We start from the raw sequence: 16392 nt of genomic DNA, 5'->3' as shown, positions 1-16392 counted from the left end.
CTGACGCTCTGATGCCCGGGACAGGCTCTGCCGGGTCCCGGACGGCCTGCTCCGATCGTGCACGTTACTAGCAAGTATCGATGATCGATCACCGGGGTGGGTGCATGCTGTGCGCGGAGACGATCCGTGACCGAGCGGATCCACGCTGTGATGGGGGTGTGTGATGGGGCGACTGACCCGGCGGGCCTTCGCGCTGGCCGCGCTGTCGGCGTTCACCACGACGGGCGCGACGGCCGCTCCCCGGCAGGGCGGGCACAGAGCGTCCGGCGAGATGCGCGGCATGTGGCTGGCGACCGTCGCCAACCGTGACTGGCCCTCGCGCACCGGGCTGTCCGCCGCCGCGCAGCGCGCCGAGCTGATCGCCTGGCTGGACCTGGCGGTGCGCAACAAGCTCAACGCGGTCTTCTTCCAGGTGCGGCCCACGGCCGACGCGCTGTGGCCCTCCTCCTACGAGCCCTGGTCGCAGGTGCTCACCGGCACCCAGGGAAAGGCGCCGGGCTGGGACCCGCTGGGCACCGCCGTCACCGAGGCGCACGCCCGGGGCCTGGAACTGCACGCCTGGTTCAACCCGTACCGGGTCGCCACCCACACCGACCGCACCCGCCTGGTCGCCTCCCACCCGGCGCGCAAGAACCCCGGCTGGGTGGTGGCGTACGGGGGGAAGCTCTACTACAACCCCGGGCTGCCGGCCGTCCGCGCGTTCGTCCAGGACGCGATGATGGACGCGGTGAAGAAGTACCCGGTCGACGCCGTCCACTTCGACGACTACTTCTACCCGTATCCGGTGGCCGGCCAGACCTTCGACGACGAGGCGGCGTACGACACCTACGGCGGCGCCTTCTCGACCCGGGCCGCGTGGCGGCGGGACAACATCGACAAGCTGGTGCTGGAGACGGCCGCCCGGATCAAGTCGGTGCGGCCCGGCACCCAGTTCGGGATCAGCCCCTTCGGGGTGTGGCGCAACGCCTCCAGCGACTCCCGGGGTTCGGACACCCGGGCGCTCCAGTCGTACGACGACATCCACGCCGACACCCGGAAGTGGGTGAAGGAGGGCTGGATCGACTATGTGGTCCCGCAGTTGTACTGGCACATCGGCAACTCCGCCGCCGACTACGCGAAGTTGGTGCCCTGGTGGGCGGAGGTCGCCCAGGGCAGCCGGACCCGTCTCTACCTCGGGGAGGCGCTCTACCGGGCGGGCGACCCGGCGCAGGCCGCGGCCTGGCAGGACGCGGCCGAGCTGAGCCGTCATCTCACCCTCGCCAAGAAGTACCCGCAGGCGCGCGGGCATGTCCTCTTCGCCGCCAAGGACGTCAAGGCGAACCGGATCGGGGCGATGGCACGGGTCGTAGCCGACCACTACAAGCAGCCGGCGAAACCCCCTGCCTGACCCCTGGAGGGCCGGTCCCGTGCTAGCGCGATTCCTCGGTCGTGGTGCGGTGGCGGATCTCGGTGTCGGGGCCGGGGGCGCACAGCCCCTCGTGCCCGTCCTCGAAGCGGACGCGGTACGGCGGGGTGCCGTCCCGGCCCAGTACCTCGACGATCTCGCCGACCTTGTCGTGTTGGCCGACCACCCTGCCGTGCTGGACAAACTGGTCGCCCCTGGTGGCACGCATCTGTGGGGCCTCCTCGCCTGGTGCGGTGATCCGGGATGTCGGCTCAGCCGCGCGCACGCTGTGTGACGGCGATGCAGACCAGCACGGCCGCGGCGGTCAGCGGAGCGGCGGGCGTCAGATGCTCGCCCAGCAGCAGCACCGACCACACCAGTGTGAGCAGCGGCTGGGCCAACTGCAACTGGCTGGCCTTCGGGATGCCGATGGCCGCCATGCCCCGGTACCAGACGACCAGGCCGAGGAACTGCGAGCCCGCCGCCACCCACAGCAGCCCCGCCACCCCGTGCGCGGTCAGCCGTACCGGCTCGTGCGCGAGGGCGAGCGCGGCGGCGGGCACGGTCAGCGGCAGGCACAGCACCAGCGCCCAGCCGATCACCTGCCAGCCCGGCATCACCCGGGCCAGCCGGCCGCCCTCGGTGTAGCCGGCCGCGCACACCAGCAGCGCCCCGAACAGATACAGGTCGGCGGTGGTCAGGGCGCCGCCGCTCTGGAGCACGGTGAACGTCACCACCGCGCCGGCACCGGCCAGGGCCGCCGCCCAGAAGGTGCGCGAGGGCCGGATCCCGGTGCGCAGGGCGGACAGCAGGGCGGTGGTCAGCGGGAGCAGTCCGACCACGACGGCGGCGTGCGCGGTCGTGGACGTCCGCAGTGCCAGCGTGGTGAGCAGCGGGAAACCGACGACGACCCCCGCCGCCACGACAGCGAGCCCCGCCCAGTGCCGCCGGGCGGGCGGCGCGACCCGGAGCGCCAGCAGGGCGCCGCCCGCGAGCAGCGCGGCCAGCACACTGCGCACGGCCACCAGCGACCACGGTCCGAAGCCCTGGAGACCCCAGGCGGTGGCGGGGAACGTGAGGGAGAAGGCGAGCACCCCGAGGACGGCGAGGAGGGTGCCGGTGCGCGCCGGGTGCGAGGCGGTGACCGCTATCGTCGGCCTGGCGGTAGCGCTACTCTGTGTCTTCATGCATGAGCGTAGCAGTGTGGGTGAGCTGGCGGATCACCTGAGACGAGAGCTGGACCGCTACTCGCCCGGTGGAAAGCTGCCGTCCAGCCGGGCCCTGGTCGAACGCTTCCGGGTGAGCCCCGTGACCGTCTCCCGGGCGCTGGCGCAGCTCGCCGCCGAGGGACTGGTCGTGACCCGCCCCGGCGCCGGCGCCTTCCGGGCCCGGCCGCCGCGTCCCAACACCGCCGCGCCCGGGGACACCTCCTGGCAGGAGGTCGCGCTCAGCGCCGACGGCGCCGCCGACCTCGTCCCGCGCTCGGTCGACGCCTCCGGCGTCACGGTCTCGCTGGCCGCGCCGCCGCCCGGCGTCATCGAGTTCAACGGCGGCTATCTGCACCCCTCGCTCCAGCCCGAGCGCGCGATGTCCGCCGCCCTCGCCCGCGCCGGACGGCGGCCGGGTGCCTGGGGCCGGCCGCCGGTGGAGGGCCTGCCGGAACTGCGCGAATGGTTCGCGCGCACCATCGGCGGCGCGGTCACGGCCGCCGAGGTGCTGGTCGCCGCGGGCGGCCAGGCCGCGCTGACCACCGCCCTGCGCGCCCTCGCCCCGCCCGGCGCGCCGGTGCTCGTCGAGTCGCCCACCTACCCCGGCATGCTCGCCATCGCCCGCTCCGCCGGACTGCGGCCGGTCCCGGTGCCCGTCGACCGCGACGGGGTACGGCCCGAACTGCTCGCCGACGCCTTCCGGGCCACCGGCGCCCGGGTCTTCGTCTGCCAGCCGCTGTTCCAGAACCCCACCGGCGCCGTCCTGGCCCCCGACCGCCGGGGCGAGGTGCTGCGCATCGCGCGGGAGGCCGGCGCGTTCGTCGTCGAGGACGACTTCGTACGGCGGCTCGCCCACGAGGACGCCGGACCGCTGCCGCGCCCGCTGGCCGCCGACGACACCGACGGCGTCGTGGTGCACGTCGGCTCGCTCACCAAGGCCACCTCGCCCAGCTTCCGGGTCTGCGCCCTGGCCGCCCGCGGACCCGCGCTGGAGCGGCTGCGCGCCATCCAGGTCGTCGACACGTTCTTCGTGCCCCGCCCGCTCCAGGAGGCCGCCCTCGAACTCGTCGGCTCGCCCGCCTGGCCCCGCCATCTGCGGGCCGTCGCCGCCGCCCTGCGGGCCCGCCGGGACGCGATGACCGCCGCGCTCGCGCTGCGGCTGCCCGGACTCGCCCTCCCGCACATCCCGTCCGGCGGCTACCACCTCTGGCTGCGGCTGCCCGACGGCACCGGCGGCACCGGCCCGGCCTTCGGCGCCGACGGGGAGGCCGCGTTCACCGCCGCCGCCCTGCGGGCCGGTGTCGCCCTCACCCCCGGCCGCCCCTACTTCAGCGCCGAGCCCCCCGCCGCGCACGTCCGGCTGAGCTTCGCGGCGGTCGCCGGCACGGAGGAGATCGCGGAGGGCGTCCGCCGGCTGCGGGCCGCCTGCGACGAGGTGCTTCCCGCGGATCTCCCCGGCCCGGTGTAGGTCCGGTGCGGGCGGGGTTCGTTTTCGCGGGACTTGTCCGGCAGGTCCCGCCGTAAGGGAAAGAATTGGCCTGCCCGCCGGCGGCCAACCCTTGACCTGCGTACTTGCTCGGCACACCATCACCGCATGTCTTTTCGGGTCACATTCGTCGCCGCCGCGCGCAGCTCCCCGCTGCTCGCGGAACGCTTCGAGGACGACCGCCCGCTGGACCAGGCGGGCTGGGAAGAGGTGCAGCGCGCCGCGCCCGAGCTGCTGCCGCTGGCCGCCGCCGAGCTGCGCTACTGCTCACCGACCCCGCGCAGCCGGGCCACCGGCGACGCGCTGGGCTTCGCCCCGCTCGTCCAGCCGGCCCTGCGCGACTGCGACATGGGCCGCTGGCGCGGCTTCACCCTGGGCGAGGCGATGGCCCGCGAGCCGGAGTCCGTGGACGCCTGGCTGGCCGACCCGCACGCCACACCGCACGGCGGGGAGTCGCTGCTGGACTTCATCACGCGCGTCGGCGGCTGGCTGGACACCCGCCCGGTGGAGGACGGCGGCCGGATCGTCGCCGTGGCCGAGCCGAGCGTGATCCGCGCGGCCCTGGTCTACGCGCTCAAGGCGCCGCCGTCGTCGTACTGGAACATCGACGTGCGCCCGCTGTCGACGACCACCGTCACCGGACTGCGCGGCCGCTGGAACCTGCGCTTCGACGGGGTGGCCGGTCAGACCACGCGCGCGTAGTCCGTCGTCAGCAGCAGGTCCTTGGCCGGGCCGCCCACCCGCCACACCGTCCGCCAGTGGTCCGCGTCCCGGACGGTGAACTCGCCGCGGTAGAGATCGGCGGCGCACGGATGGTCGGTCACATGCCGGCCGCCGCTCAGGTCCAGGTCGTGGAAGGGCCGCCCGTCGGCGAAGCGCACGTCGGCGGTACCGGGCGTCGGCCCCGGCAGGAACCGCAGGGTCCGCTCGGCGGGCCGCGTGACGCCCTGCCAGGTGAAGGCGCCGGACTCCTCGTGCAGCAGCCCGCCCCCGTCCAGCGGCCCGAACACGGTGGTCCCCCGGAAGTGCCCCTCGTCCCCACCTGCCAGATCCCGTACGGTCCGCTCCACCCGCCAGGTCCCGGCGAGATACGCCAGCACGTCCGGCACGGGCCACACGCCGTCCTTCGTCCCCTCCGCCATGCCCCGACGATACGCGCCCGGCCACGGTGGCCGGGGTTTGCCCCCGAGCCCGAGGTTAGGTAGACCTAACTTTCCGGGTACGGATCGCTCCGGGGCGGCCCGGTGCCGGAATGGATTGCATAAACGTGCATGGATACGTATAGTCATGCCGTCCAGAAGGAGGAGACCATGGCGGTACGTGCGGCAGTGGCCGGAGCGAGCGGATACGCGGGCGGCGAGGTGCTGCGCCTGCTCCTCGCCCACCCCGAGGTCGAGATCGGCGCCCTCACCGCCAACTCCAACGCCGGCCGCCCGCTCGGCGCGCTCCAGCCGCACCTGTTCCCGCTGGCCGGCCGCGTCCTGGAGGAGACCACCGCCGAGGCCCTCGCCGGGCACGACGTCGTCTTCCTCGCCCTCCCGCACGGCCAGTCCGCCGCCGTCGCCGAACAACTCGGCCCGGACGTCCTCGTCGTCGACATGGGCGCCGACTTCCGGCTGAAGGACCCGGCCGACTGGGAACGGTTCTACGGCTCGCCGCACGCCGGGACCTGGCCCTACGGACTGCCCGAACTGCCGGGCGGCCGCGCCGCGCTGGAGGGGTCCAGGCGCATCGCGGTCCCCGGCTGCTACCCCACCGCCGTCTCCCTCGCCCTCTGGCCGGCCTACGCCGCAGGACTCGCCGGGCCCGAGGCCGTGATCGTCGCCGCCTCCGGCACCTCCGGCGCCGGCAAGAACCCCAAGACCCACCTGCTCGGCAGCGAGGTCATGGGCTCCATGTCGCCGTACGGCGTCGGCGGCGGGCACCGGCACACCCCCGAGATGATCCAGAACCTCAGCGCCGCCGCGGGCGAACCGGTCGCCGTCTCCTTCACCCCGACCCTGGCGCCCATGTCCCGCGGCATCCTCGCCACGTGCAGCGCCGCCGCCACCCCCGGCGTCACGGCCGACGCCCTGCGCGCCGCCTACGAGAAGGCGTACGCCGACGAGCCGTTCGTCCACCTCCTGCCCGAGGGACAGTGGCCCGCCACCGCCGCCGTGCACGGTTCCAACTCCGTTCAGGTGCAGGTCGCGTACGACGCCGCGGTCGGCCGGATCATCGTCATCAGCGCCATCGACAATCTGACCAAGGGCACCGCCGGCGGTGCCGTCCAGAGCATGAACATCGCCCTCGGACTCCCCGAGGAGCTGGGTCTTCCCACGATCGGAGTCGCACCGTGAGCGTCACGGCAGCCAAGGGATTCACGGCGGCGGGCATCGCCGCCGGGATCAAGGAGAACGGCAACCCGGACCTGGCCCTCGTGGTCAACACCGGTCCGCGCCGCGCCGCCGCGGGCGTCTTCACCTCCAACCGCGTCAAGGCCGCGCCCGTCCTGTGGTCCGAACAGGTCCTCAAGGGCGGCCAGGTCTCCGCCGTCGTCCTCAACTCCGGCGGCGCCAACGCCTGTACGGGACCCAAGGGCTTCCAGGACACCCACGCCACCGCCGAGAAGGCGGCCGAGGTCCTCGGCCGGGGCGCCGTCGAGATCGCCGTCTGCTCCACCGGCCTCATCGGCGTCCTGCTCCCGATGGACAAGCTGCTCCCGGGCGTCGAGACCGCCGCGGCCGCCCTCAGCGAGCACGGCGGCGAGAAGGCCGCCATCGCCATCAAGACCACCGACACCGTCCACAAGACCTCCGTCGTCCAGGGCGACGGCTGGACCGTCGGCGGCATGGCCAAGGGCGCCGGCATGCTCGCCCCCGGCCTCGCCACCATGCTCGTCGTCCTCACCACCGACGCCGACCTCGACGACGCGACCCTCGACAAGGCGCTGCGCGCCGCCACCCGGGTCACCTTCGACCGCGTCGACTCCGACGGCTGCATGTCCACCAACGACACCGTGCTGCTGCTCGCCTCCGGCGCCGCCGAAGTCACCCCCGGCTACGAGGAGTTCGCCGCCGCCGTACGCCAGGTCTGCGACGACCTCGGCCAGCAGCTCATCCGCGACGCCGAGGGCGCCAGCAAGGACATCAGGATCGAGGTGGTCAACGCCGCCAGCGAGGACGACGCCGTCGAGGTGGGCCGCACCATCGCCCGCAACAACCTCCTCAAGTGCGCCCTCCACGGCGAGGACCCCAACTGGGGCCGCGTCCTGTCCGCCATCGGCACCACCCGGGCCGCCTTCGAACCCGACCGCCTCAACGTCGCCATCAACGGCGTCTGGGTCTGCAAGAACGGCGGCGTCGGCGAGGACCGCGAGAAGGTCGACATGCGCTACCGCGAGATCCACATCGTCGCCGACCTGGCCGCCGGCACCGAGACGGCCACCATCTGGACCAACGACCTCACCGCCGACTACGTCCACGAGAACAGCGCGTACTCGTCATGAGCAGCACACCCGCGCGGAAGCACACCGCCCTCCCCAAGGCCCAGATCCTCATCGAGGCCCTGCCCTGGCTGGTCCGGCACAACGGCAAGACCGTCGTCATCAAGTTCGGCGGCAACGCCATGATCGACGACGAGCTGAAGGACGCCTTCGCCCAGGACGTCGTCTTCCTGCACCACGCCGGCCTCAAGCCCGTCGTCGTGCACGGCGGCGGACCGCAGATCAGCGCCGCCCTCGACCGGCACGGCATCGTCAGCGAGTTCAAGGCCGGCCTGCGCGTCACCACCGAGGACGCCATGGACGTCGTCCGGATGGTGCTCGCCGGGCAGGTCCAGCGCGAACTGGTCGGACTCCTCAACCAGCACGGACCGCTCGCCGTCGGCCTCACCGGCGAGGACGCGCACACCATCACCGCCACCAGGCACCGGCCCGAGGTCGACGGCGAACGCGTCGACATCGGCCGGGTGGGCGAGATCACCGCGATCGACACCGGCGCCATCGAGGCCCTGCTGGCCGACGGCCGCATCCCGGTCGTCTCCTCGATCGCCCGCTCCGAGGACGACGGACATGTCTACAACGTCAATGCTGATACGGCGGCTGCGGCACTCGCTGCGGCACTGGGCGCCGAGACCCTCATGGTCCTCACCGACGTCGAGGGCCTCTACGAGGACTGGCCGAACTCCGACGAGGTGATCAGCCGTCTCACCGCTTCCCAACTGGAGAAGCTGCTGCCGGAGCTGAGCTCGGGCATGGTGCCGAAGATGGAGGGCTGTCTGCACGCCGTACGCAACGGCGTCACCACCGCCCGGGTCATCGACGGCCGGGTCCAGCACTCGATCCTGCTGGAGATCTTCACGGACGAGGGCATCGGCACGATGGTCGTGCCCGACGAGCAGGAGGGGGACGCCGGATGACCGCCAACGAGGAGCTGACCCAGCGCTGGCAGGGCGCGCTCATGAACAACTACGGCACCCCGAGGATCCCGCTCGTCCGCGGCGAGGGCGCCCGGGTCTGGGACGCCGACGGCACCGAGTACGTCGACTTCGTCGGCGGCATCGCGGTCAACGCGCTCGGCCACGCCCACCCGGCCGTCGTCGAGGCCGTCACCCGGCAGATCGCCTCCCTCGGCCATGTCTCCAACCTGTTCATCGCCGAACCGCCCGTCGCCCTCGCCGAACGGCTCCTGCGCCACTTCGGCCGCGACGGCAAGGTGTTCTTCTGCAACTCCGGCGCCGAGGCCAACGAGAGCGCCTTCAAGATCGGCCGGCTCACCGGGCGCACCCACATGGTGGCCACCGACGGCGGCTTCCACGGCCGCACCATGGGCGCCCTCGCCCTCACCGGGCAGCCCGGCAAGCAGGGACCCTTCCTGCCGCTGCCCGGCGACGTCACCCACGTCCCCTACGGCGACGCCCAGGCGCTGGCGGCCGCGGTCACCGAGGACACCGCCCTCGTGATCATCGAGCCGGTCCAGGGCGAGAACGGCGTCGTCGTGCCCCCGGCCGGCTACCTCAAGGCCGCCCGGGCGATCACCGCCGCCACCGGCTCCCTGCTCGTCCTCGACGAGGTGCAGACCGGCGTCGGGCGGACCGGGCAGTGGTTCGAGTACCAGGCCCACGAGGGCGTCCTGCCCGACGTCGTGACCCTCGCCAAGGGCCTCGGCGGCGGACTGCCGCTCGGCGCCACCGTCGCCTTCGGCCGCGCCGCCGACCTGCTGCGGCCCGGCCAGCACGGCACCACCTTCGGCGGCAACCCGGTCGCCTGCGCCGCCGGGCTCGCCGTACTCGACACCATCGAGAACGAAGGACTCCTCGACAACGTCAAGCGGCAGGGCGAGAAGCTGCGCGACGGAATCGAGGGTCTGGGCCACCCGTTGATCGATTATGTCCGGGGCGCGGGGCTCCTCCTGGGTATCGTGCTCACCGAGCCGCTCGCGTCCCAGGTGCAGCAGGCGGCTCAGGAAGCCGGCTTCCTGGTGAACGCGCCCGCCCCCGACGTCGTACGGCTGATGCCGCCGCTGAACCTCGGCGACGACGAGACGGACGCCCTCCTCCAGGCGCTGCCCGGCATCCTCGACGCAGCGAACGGGGACGGACGGACCGGGGAATGAGACGACGATGAGCCACGCGCAGGAGCACGACCAGACCACGGGACCTGCCGTGCCGCAGACCCGCACCGCCCGGCACCGGCGGATCGTGGACATCCTCAACCGGCAACCGGTGCGCTCACAGAGCCAGTTGGCGAAACTCCTCGCCGACGACGGGCTGAGCGTCACCCAGGCGACGCTCTCCCGGGACCTGGACGAGCTGAACGCGGTCAAGATCCGCAACAACGACGGCGACCTGATCTATGCGGTGCCGAGCGAGGGGGGTTTCCGCACCCCCCGGGCCCCGCTGGGCGAGTCGGCGAAGGAGGAGCGGATGCGGCGGCTCTCCCAGGAGCTGCTGATCTCCGCGGAGGCGTCGGCGAACCTGGTCGTGCTGCGGACGCCGCCGGGGGCCGCGCAGTTCCTCGCCTCGGCGATCGACCAGGCCGAACTGCACGACATCCTCGGGACGATCGCCGGTGACGACACGCTGCTGTTGATCAGTCGGGAGCCTGCGGGTGGGCAGGCTCTCGCGGATCATCTGCTGCGGCTGGCTCAGAACGGTCACTGAGCGCTGCGCGGCTTGGGCGGTTCTGCGGGTGCGGGTGCGCTGTGGCTGGTCGCGCAGTTCCCCGCGCCCCTTCGGGTCGCTCAGCCCAGTCGTCTGGCCAGGCCCCCCGTGCAGCGCACCTCGTCGCCCGCCGTGATCAGCAGGGCCTCCACGTCCGGGAGGGACTCCAGCCAGGCCAGGCCCTCGCGTGAGCCCATCGCGAACGCGGCCGTGGCCCAGCAGTCCGCCCAGGTCAGCCGGGGTGTCACCACGGTCACGGCGACCAGGTCGGTGACCGCGGAGCGGCCGGTGCGCGGGTCGACGATGTGCGCGCCGCGCTCCGCCGTACCCGAGGTCGCGACCGCGAGTTCGTCCGCGCCCGCCGCCGACACCACCGCCGCCAGCCCGCCCGGCCGCAGAGGGTCGGCCACGCCGACCCGCCACGGCCGCTCCGGACCCGGCACCCCCAGCAACTGGACGTCGCCGCCGCCGTTGACGCTGACGCCGCTCACCCCGGCCACGGCGCCGATCAGCCGGGCCGCGCGCTCCGCCGCCCAGCCCTTGACGATGCCGGTCGGATCGACCTGGCCGCCGTAGCGCATGCTGAACCAGCCGTCGCTGGTCCGCTCCGCCTCGGCGCCCAGGTCGAGGACCTCGGCCACCTCGGGATCGCACTGCTCGACGGTCAGCTCGCCGCGCTGCAGGCGCGAGACCTGGCTGTCCTCGCGGTAGGTGCTGAACACCTCGTTGACCCGGTGCAGGGAGGCCACCGCCTCGTCCAGCGCGGCGCGCACCGCCACCGGGTCCCCGCCGCGGACGTCGAAGGAGAACACGGTCCCCATGACCTCCTCCGCGTGCCGCACCGCGGCGGGGGCTGCTGCCGACTCGGCCACGGTCTCAGACACCGGCCTGGTCCAGCGCCGACTGGAGGGATTCCTTGTACCCGCCGCTGGTGTAGGTCGCCCCGGACACCGCGTCGATGTCCGCGCTGCTCGCCGCCACGGCCGCCTGGTTCAGCTTCGGGATCGCGTTGCCGTTGACCTGGTCGCTCTGGCCGCCCTTGGGCTGCTGGACCGCCTCCGCCTTGGTGATCTTGCCGCCCGCGACGGTGATCCGGACCTGCACGGGGCCGTAGTCCGTCTGGACCGTGTCGCCGGTGAAGGTGCCGGACGCCTGCGCGGCGCCGCCGGAGCCCCCGTTGCCGCCCTGCTCGGCCCCCGGGTCCTGTGCCCCGGCCTCCGGGGACTGCGACGCCTGGCCGCCCGCCTCCTGCGCGGCACCGGCGCTGGCGTTCGCCTTGTCGATGGCGGACTGGAGGGACTTCTTGTAGCCCTCGGTGGTGTAGGTGGCGCCGGACACCGTGTCGATCTGCACGCTCTGCTTGGCGACGACGTCCTTGTTCAGCTTCGGGACGGCGTTGCCGGTGATCTGGTCGCTCTGGCCGCCCTTGGGCTGCTGGACCGTCTCCGACTTGGTGATCCGGTTGTCCTTGACGGTGATCCGGACCTGGATCGCGCCGTACTCGGTGTCCGCCGCGTCCCCGGTGAAGACACCGGTGACCGGGGCCGCGTTGCCGCCGCCCTGGGAGGCGCCCGCACCGGCGTTCGCCTTGTCGATGGCGGACTGGAGGGACTTCTTGTAGCCCTCGGTGGTGAAGGTCGCGCCGGACACCGTGTCGATGTTCGCGCTGCCGGCCGCCACGGCCGCCTGGTTCAGTTTGGGGACGGCGTTCGCGGTGATCTGGTCGCTCTGGCCGCCCTTGGGCGCCTGGACCGCGTCCGCCTGGGTGATCTTGCCGGCGGCCAGGGTGACGCGCACCTGGACGGGCCCGTACTGGGTGTCCACCGCGTCACCGGTGTAGGTGCCCGTCGCCGCTGCCGCGGCCCCGGCCTGGGCGGCGCCCTGCTGGGCCGCGCCGGCCGCCTGGGAGTCCGGGTCCGAACCCGGCTTCAGGGTCAGCAGCAGCACGATCCCGGACACCGTCGCGGCCGTGGCGAGCACGACGCGCCGAAGGGGATGACTCTTCCTCATGTTTCCAGAACTCCTGATTCCCGCCGAGGGCTGAGGGCTTGGGGGTTGCCGTGGTGTTCCCGTCGCTCACATCTCGAACGACTCGTGATGGATACGGCGGGCCGGAACCCCGGCGCCGCGCAGTGCCTCGTACACGCCCTGGGCGAAGCCGTTCGGCCCGCACATGAACACGTCGTGGCTGTCGATGTCGGGGATCTTCCGCTGGAGGGACTCCGCCGAGATGTCGGGGCGCTCCCCGTCGGGGCTGTTCACGGCGTACATCAGCCGCGCCCCGCGCTCGTCGGCGATCTTCGCCAGCTCGTCCCAGAGGGCCAGGTCCTGGGTGCTGTTGGCCCGGTACAGCAGGGTGATGTCACCGGCCGAGCCCGGCAGCGTCTCGAACAGCGCGCGCATCGGGGTGATGCCCACACCGCCGGCCACCAGCAGCACCTTGCCGCGGCTGCGCCGGGACGCCGTCATCGCGCCGTACGGGCCCTCGGCCCACACCTTGGTGCCGGGCGTCAGTTCGCGCAGGGCCTCGCTGTGGTCGCCGATCGCCTTGACGGTGATCCGCAGCAGCTCCGGACGGGGCGCCGCCGACAGCGAGTACGGGTGCGAGCTGAACCGCATCCCCGGCGCCAGGAACCGCCACCGGAAGAACTGCCCGGCCTCCGCGCCCATCCGGTGCAGCTTGCGGCCGCCGATCAGCACGGACACGATGCCCGGCGTCTCCTCGATGACCGCCTCGACGTACAGCCGGTGACGCAGGTTCAGCCGGATCGGGGTCAGGACCCGGTACCAGAGCACCAGCGCGGTGACCGCGCCGTACAGCGCGTACCAGAAGGTCTTGGCGGACGGTTCGACCGCGAACTCGTTGCCGGTGGTGATCTGGTGCCAGAACGTCAGGTACACCGCCGCGTACGTCAGCAGATGCACGTGGTACCAGGTGTCGTACGGCATCAGGCGCCGGACCGGGCCGATCGAGACCAGGCCGATGACGACCAGCAGACCGGTGCCGATGGCCGCCTTGCCCATGTCGGGGAGCTGGTTCACCGAGTCGACCGTCTGCTGGACGATGTCCCCGAGCGACTTGCCCGCCTGGAGCGCGTATCCCCACATGATGAGGAAGACGTGCGCGAAGGTCAGACAGAGCGTGTACCGTCCCGACATCGCGTGCCAGCGGGCCACCCGGTCGGAGCCGACCCGGCGTTCCAGGGCGGGCACCCGCGCCATCTGGAGGACCACGAGCGCCATCAGATAACCGGCGAGCAGCCCGGTGATCCGCCCCGCCTGGAGGATCCTGCCGTTGTTGTCCGAGATGGACGGCGTGTTCGCCCACCACAGCCACAGCACGCCCGCCGCGCCCGCCCATACGGCGAGCAACAACGGGACGGCCGGGGATCGGCGCGGGCGGATGCGGCGCATCGTCTGGCGGCGGGCGGCACGTCCGCCTGCGATCGTGGTGGTCACGGTTCCTCCGGGGACTTGACCCTTGGCCCACAGATACGTGGCGCGACCGCAGAGTGTTCAGCCGGTCGCTCAGTCTGCCGGGAAGTCGTGGGAAAGCCCGGCACGCGGGCTGAGCTGGGACGCCGCTCCCGTCGGAACGGGCTGAACGGCGGCGGCGGTTCGGGCGGTTCGCTCCCGCTCGTGGTGATGTGCGCCCGGTCCGCCGCCATCGCTCCTGTCAGGTCACCGGTTCACGGTGCACGCGGCCAGCGATTCCAGACCCTGCGGCTTGGCGGCGGTGCGGCCGATGGAGATCGCGATGCGGTCGATCGTGGAGACGCGCTTGTCCTTCAGCGGGCCGAGGATCGCGTTCTGCACGAAGTTCGGGCCGCCCTGCCCGACCGTGTTCTGCAAGCGCGTGTCGGCCTCGCCGATCTGCGTCTGGAGCAGGGCGAGGTTGCGGTCCACCTCGGCCCGCGCGGAGGCGGGGATCGCGGGGAGACGCGAGGCGACGTCGGGGCAGGAGATGGTGCCCGCGGCGCCACCGCCGGCCTGGTTCGCGGGCGTCTCGGCGGCCCCGGCGCCCGCGCCCGCGCCCGCTCCTGCCCCGGCGCCGGCGCCGGTGTCCTGGCCCGCGTTCCCGCCCGCGTTCAGCGCGCAGGGGGCGAACGCCTCCAGGCCCTCGGGCTTCGCCGCCGCGCGGCCGATGGCGGTCTCGATGCGGTTCAGCGTGGCGACCCGCTTGTCCTTGAGGGGGCCGAGGATCGCGTTCTGCACGAAGTTCGGTCCGCCCTGCCCGACGGTGTCGACCAGCCGCTTGTTCGCCTCGTCGATCTGCGTCTGGAGGAGCGCGAGATTGCGGTCGACCTCGGCCTTCGCGGAGGCGGGGACCGCCGGGAGCTGTCCGGTGACGTCCGGGCAGGCGATCGTGCCGGGACCGGCCAGGGTCTTGGCGTTCGTGGCCCCGCTCTTGGGGGACTCCCCGGCGAGGGCCGTGTTCACGACGACCGCACCGGTCAGGGCCACGGCGGCGACGCCACCGACGAGCGCCACGCGACGCTTGTTGTACTTCGGAAGACCTCTGGACATCGGGATGCCTCACTCGGGTCGGGGGACGGGGGTGTGTGGTGTGCAGCCGTGAGTACGGGAAAGCGGTTGCTGTTGTTCAAGGTCTTTTCGAAAACCCGGGACGACGGCAGTCGGATTGACGAATCATGCATAACTCTGCATACTCATGCATGAACGTGCGATGTGAGTGCAGCGGTGAGGAGCAACGCAAGTGAGCAGCAACAGCGGTGACGTCCGGCTCTGGGGCGGTCGTTTCGCCGACGGTCCCGCCGAGGCCCTGGCCAAGCTGTCCGCGTCCGTCCACTTCGACTGGCGGCTCGCGCCCTACGACATCGCCGGCTCCCGCGCCCACGCGCGCGTGCTGCACAAGGCGGGCCTGCTCACCGAGGACGAGCTGACCCGGATGATCGCCGGGCTCGACCGGCTGGAGGCGGACGTCGCCGACGGCTCCTTCGTGGGCACGATCGCCGACGAGGACGTCCACACCGCCCTGGAGCGGGGCCTGCTGGAGCGTCTCGGCCCCGACCTCGGCGGCAAGCTGCGCGCCGGCCGCTCCCGCAACGACCAGGTCGCGACCCTCTTCCGGATGTATCTGCGCGACCACGCCCGGATCGTCGGCGGCCTGATCGCCGAACTCCAGGACGCCCTGATCGGCCTCGCGGAGGCCCACCCGGACGTGGCGATGCCCGGCCGCACCCACCTCCAGCACGCCCAGCCGGTGCTCTTCGCCCACCATGTCCTCGCGCACGTCCAGTCCCTCTCCCGGGACGCGGAGCGGCTGCGCCAGTGGGACGAGCGGACGGCCGTGTCGCCGTACGGCTCCGGCGCCCTGGCGGGAAGCAGCCTCGGTCTGGACCCGGAGGCGGTCGCGAAGGACCTCGGCTTCGAGCACGGGTCGGTCGGCAACTCCATCGACGGCACGGCCTCGCGCGACTTCGTCGCCGAGTTCGGCTTCGTCACCGCGATGATCGGTGTGAACCTCTCCCGGATCGCCGAGGAGATCATCATCTGGAACACGAAGGAGTTCTCCTTCGTGACCCTGCACGACGCGTTCTCCACCGGCTCGTCGATCATGCCGCAGAAGAAGAACCCGGACATCGCCGAGCTGGCGCGGGGCAAGAGCGGCCGTCTCATCGGCAACCTCACCGGGCTCATGGCCACGCTCAAGGCCCTGCCGCTCGCCTACAACCGCGACCTCCAGGAGGACAAGGAGCCGGTCTTCGACTCCTGCGACCAGTTGGAGGTCCTCCTGCCCGCCTTCACCGGCATGATCGCCACCCTCACCGTGCACCGCGAGCGCATGGAGGAACTGGCCCCGGCCGGCTTCTCCCTCGCCACCGACATCGCCGAGTGGCTGGTCAAGCAGGGCGTGCCGTTCCGTGTCGCGCACGAGGTGGCCGGCGAGTGCGTGAAGGCCGCCGAGGCCGAGGGCAAGGAACTGGACGAGCTGACGGACGAGCAGTTCGCGAAGATCTCCGCCCATCTGACGCCCGAGGTGCGCTCCGTGCTGAACGTGCCCGGCGCCCTGGCCTCCCGCGACGGGCGCGGCGGTACGGCGCCCAGCGCGGTGGCCGTCCAGCTCACCGAGGTGAAGGCGGACGTGGCGGCCCAGCACGCCTGGGCGAAGCGCCTCTAGGGGCGCGCGGGGAACCGCTCGACCGGCCGCG

The 16392-nt window shown here is 72.6% G+C and carries 16 protein-coding genes; 9 read left to right on the top strand and 7 right to left on the bottom strand.

The genetic code is table 11. From position 1 onward, the window contains the following. Nucleotides 1–163 precede the first annotated feature (163 nt). Nucleotides 164–1387 carry a glycoside hydrolase family 10-like protein gene (locus AFM16_RS08190; RefSeq protein WP_078632908.1) on the top strand — a complete coding sequence of 408 codons (1224 nt, stop codon included), beginning with the start codon at nucleotides 164–166 and terminating at the stop codon, nucleotides 1385–1387. 22 nt (nucleotides 1388–1409) lie between these two features. On the opposite strand, the gene AFM16_RS08185 is transcribed toward AFM16_RS08190, so the two are convergent. Beyond that, the gene (locus AFM16_RS08185; RefSeq protein WP_030786134.1) at nucleotides 1410–1613 is read right to left on the bottom strand and encodes a DUF1918 domain-containing protein; all 204 of its coding nucleotides are present in this window, start codon (nucleotides 1611–1613) and stop codon (nucleotides 1410–1412) included. A gap of 43 nt (nucleotides 1614–1656) precedes the next feature. Continuing rightward, the gene (locus tag AFM16_RS08180; protein WP_030786131.1) at nucleotides 1657–2571 is read right to left on the bottom strand and encodes a DMT family transporter; all 915 of its coding nucleotides are present in this window, start codon (nucleotides 2569–2571) and stop codon (nucleotides 1657–1659) included. On the opposite strand from AFM16_RS08180, the gene AFM16_RS08175 reads away from it, so the two are divergent. Together AFM16_RS08175 and AFM16_RS08170 are read left to right on the top strand one after the other, a co-directional pair. Continuing rightward, nucleotides 2570–4060 carry an aminotransferase-like domain-containing protein gene (locus AFM16_RS08175; RefSeq protein ID WP_078632907.1) on the top strand — a complete coding sequence of 497 codons (1491 nt, stop codon included), beginning with the start codon at nucleotides 2570–2572 and terminating at the stop codon, nucleotides 4058–4060. The genes AFM16_RS08180 and AFM16_RS08175 overlap by 2 nt on opposite strands. A gap of 126 nt (nucleotides 4061–4186) precedes the next feature. Beyond that, the gene (locus AFM16_RS08170) at nucleotides 4187–4780 is read left to right on the top strand and encodes a histidine phosphatase family protein (RefSeq protein ID WP_030786126.1); all 594 of its coding nucleotides are present in this window, start codon (nucleotides 4187–4189) and stop codon (nucleotides 4778–4780) included. Here AFM16_RS08170 and AFM16_RS08165 read toward each other — a convergent pair. Next, complete coding sequence (locus AFM16_RS08165; RefSeq protein ID WP_078632906.1) at nucleotides 4762–5220, bottom strand: DUF6314 family protein; 459 nt, start codon at nucleotides 5218–5220, stop codon at nucleotides 4762–4764. The genes AFM16_RS08170 and AFM16_RS08165 overlap by 19 nt on opposite strands. Before the next feature lie 168 nt (nucleotides 5221–5388). Here AFM16_RS08165 and argC point away from each other — a divergent pair, with 168 nt between their 5' ends. The 5 genes from argC to AFM16_RS08140 are packed head-to-tail and all read left to right on the top strand — an operon-like array spanning nucleotide 5389 to nucleotide 10219. Then, nucleotides 5389–6417 (top strand): N-acetyl-gamma-glutamyl-phosphate reductase, encoded by a 1029-nt coding sequence (gene argC, locus AFM16_RS08160; protein WP_030786120.1) that lies wholly within the window; start codon nucleotides 5389–5391, stop codon nucleotides 6415–6417. Next, nucleotides 6414–7565: a bifunctional glutamate N-acetyltransferase/amino-acid acetyltransferase ArgJ gene (gene argJ, locus AFM16_RS08155; protein WP_030786117.1), complete on the top strand. Its 1152-nt coding sequence runs from the start codon at nucleotides 6414–6416 to the stop codon at nucleotides 7563–7565. Before argC ends, argJ begins: the two co-directional genes overlap by 4 nt. Next, a complete protein-coding gene (gene argB, locus AFM16_RS08150; protein ID WP_030786114.1) occupies nucleotides 7562–8476 on the top strand; it encodes an acetylglutamate kinase in 915 nt (304 codons plus the stop codon). Before argJ ends, argB begins: the two co-directional genes overlap by 4 nt. Next, nucleotides 8473–9672, top strand: a complete 1200-nt coding sequence (locus tag AFM16_RS08145; RefSeq protein WP_078632905.1) for an acetylornithine transaminase — start codon at nucleotides 8473–8475, stop codon at nucleotides 9670–9672. The genes argB and AFM16_RS08145 overlap by 4 nt, the downstream gene beginning before the upstream one ends. Nucleotides 9673–9679: 7 nt before the next feature. Next, a complete protein-coding gene (locus AFM16_RS08140; RefSeq protein ID WP_030786109.1) occupies nucleotides 9680–10219 on the top strand; it encodes an arginine repressor in 540 nt (179 codons plus the stop codon). Between the two features lie 80 nt (nucleotides 10220–10299). On the opposite strand, the gene AFM16_RS08135 is transcribed toward AFM16_RS08140, so the two are convergent. From AFM16_RS08135 to AFM16_RS08120, 4 genes are all read right to left on the bottom strand, one after another. Next, nucleotides 10300–11103, bottom strand: a complete 804-nt coding sequence (locus AFM16_RS08135; protein WP_245177662.1) for an FAD:protein FMN transferase — start codon at nucleotides 11101–11103, stop codon at nucleotides 10300–10302. Next, nucleotides 11096–12229 carry an FMN-binding protein gene (locus AFM16_RS08130; RefSeq protein WP_078632904.1) on the bottom strand — a complete coding sequence of 378 codons (1134 nt, stop codon included), beginning with the start codon at nucleotides 12227–12229 and terminating at the stop codon, nucleotides 11096–11098. Before AFM16_RS08130 ends, AFM16_RS08135 begins: the two co-directional genes overlap by 8 nt. 66 nt (nucleotides 12230–12295) lie before the next feature. After that, a complete protein-coding gene (locus AFM16_RS08125; RefSeq protein ID WP_030786103.1) occupies nucleotides 12296–13678 on the bottom strand; it encodes a ferredoxin reductase family protein in 1383 nt (460 codons plus the stop codon). Nucleotides 13679–13900: 222 nt separating this feature from the next. Continuing rightward, entirely contained in the window at nucleotides 13901–14746 is an 846-nt protein-coding gene (locus AFM16_RS08120; protein WP_078632903.1) for a hypothetical protein, read from the bottom strand. Between the two features lie 190 nt (nucleotides 14747–14936). On the opposite strand from AFM16_RS08120, the gene argH reads away from it, so the two are divergent. Beyond that, nucleotides 14937–16361, top strand: coding sequence for an argininosuccinate lyase (gene argH, locus AFM16_RS08115; protein WP_078632902.1), 1425 nt, complete (start codon nucleotides 14937–14939; stop codon nucleotides 16359–16361). The last annotated feature ends 31 nt before the right edge of the window (nucleotides 16362–16392 follow it).

This window comes from Streptomyces antibioticus (genome assembly GCF_002019855.1).
In the GTDB taxonomy this organism is placed as follows: domain Bacteria; phylum Actinomycetota; class Actinomycetes; order Streptomycetales; family Streptomycetaceae; genus Streptomyces; species Streptomyces antibioticus_B.
Note: the sequence above shows the minus strand (reverse complement) of the source record. Positions and strands in the feature narration are given on the sequence as shown.

Excerpts from the sequence above, each read along its gene's own strand:
- AFM16_RS08180 (WP_030786131.1), bottom strand. The coding sequence starts at position 2,571 with ATGAAGACACAGAGTAGCGCTACCGCCAGGCCGACGATAGCGGTCACC.
- AFM16_RS08120 (WP_078632903.1), bottom strand. The coding sequence starts at position 14,746 with ATGTCCAGAGGTCTTCCGAAGTACAACAAGCGTCGCGTGGCGCTCGTC.
- argC (WP_030786120.1), top strand. The coding sequence starts at position 5,389 with ATGGCGGTACGTGCGGCAGTGGCCGGAGCGAGCGGATACGCGGGCGGC.
- AFM16_RS08190 (WP_078632908.1), top strand. The coding sequence starts at position 164 with ATGGGGCGACTGACCCGGCGGGCCTTCGCGCTGGCCGCGCTGTCGGCG.
- argB (WP_030786114.1), top strand. The coding sequence starts at position 7,562 with ATGAGCAGCACACCCGCGCGGAAGCACACCGCCCTCCCCAAGGCCCAG.
- AFM16_RS08185 (WP_030786134.1), bottom strand. The coding sequence starts at position 1,613 with ATGCGTGCCACCAGGGGCGACCAGTTTGTCCAGCACGGCAGGGTGGTC.
- AFM16_RS08175 (WP_078632907.1), top strand. The coding sequence starts at position 2,570 with ATGCATGAGCGTAGCAGTGTGGGTGAGCTGGCGGATCACCTGAGACGA.
- AFM16_RS08170 (WP_030786126.1), top strand. The coding sequence starts at position 4,187 with ATGTCTTTTCGGGTCACATTCGTCGCCGCCGCGCGCAGCTCCCCGCTG.
- AFM16_RS08165 (WP_078632906.1), bottom strand. The coding sequence starts at position 5,220 with ATGGCGGAGGGGACGAAGGACGGCGTGTGGCCCGTGCCGGACGTGCTG.
- AFM16_RS08145 (WP_078632905.1), top strand. The coding sequence starts at position 8,473 with ATGACCGCCAACGAGGAGCTGACCCAGCGCTGGCAGGGCGCGCTCATG.
- AFM16_RS08140 (WP_030786109.1), top strand. The coding sequence starts at position 9,680 with ATGAGCCACGCGCAGGAGCACGACCAGACCACGGGACCTGCCGTGCCG.
- AFM16_RS08130 (WP_078632904.1), bottom strand. The coding sequence starts at position 12,229 with ATGAGGAAGAGTCATCCCCTTCGGCGCGTCGTGCTCGCCACGGCCGCG.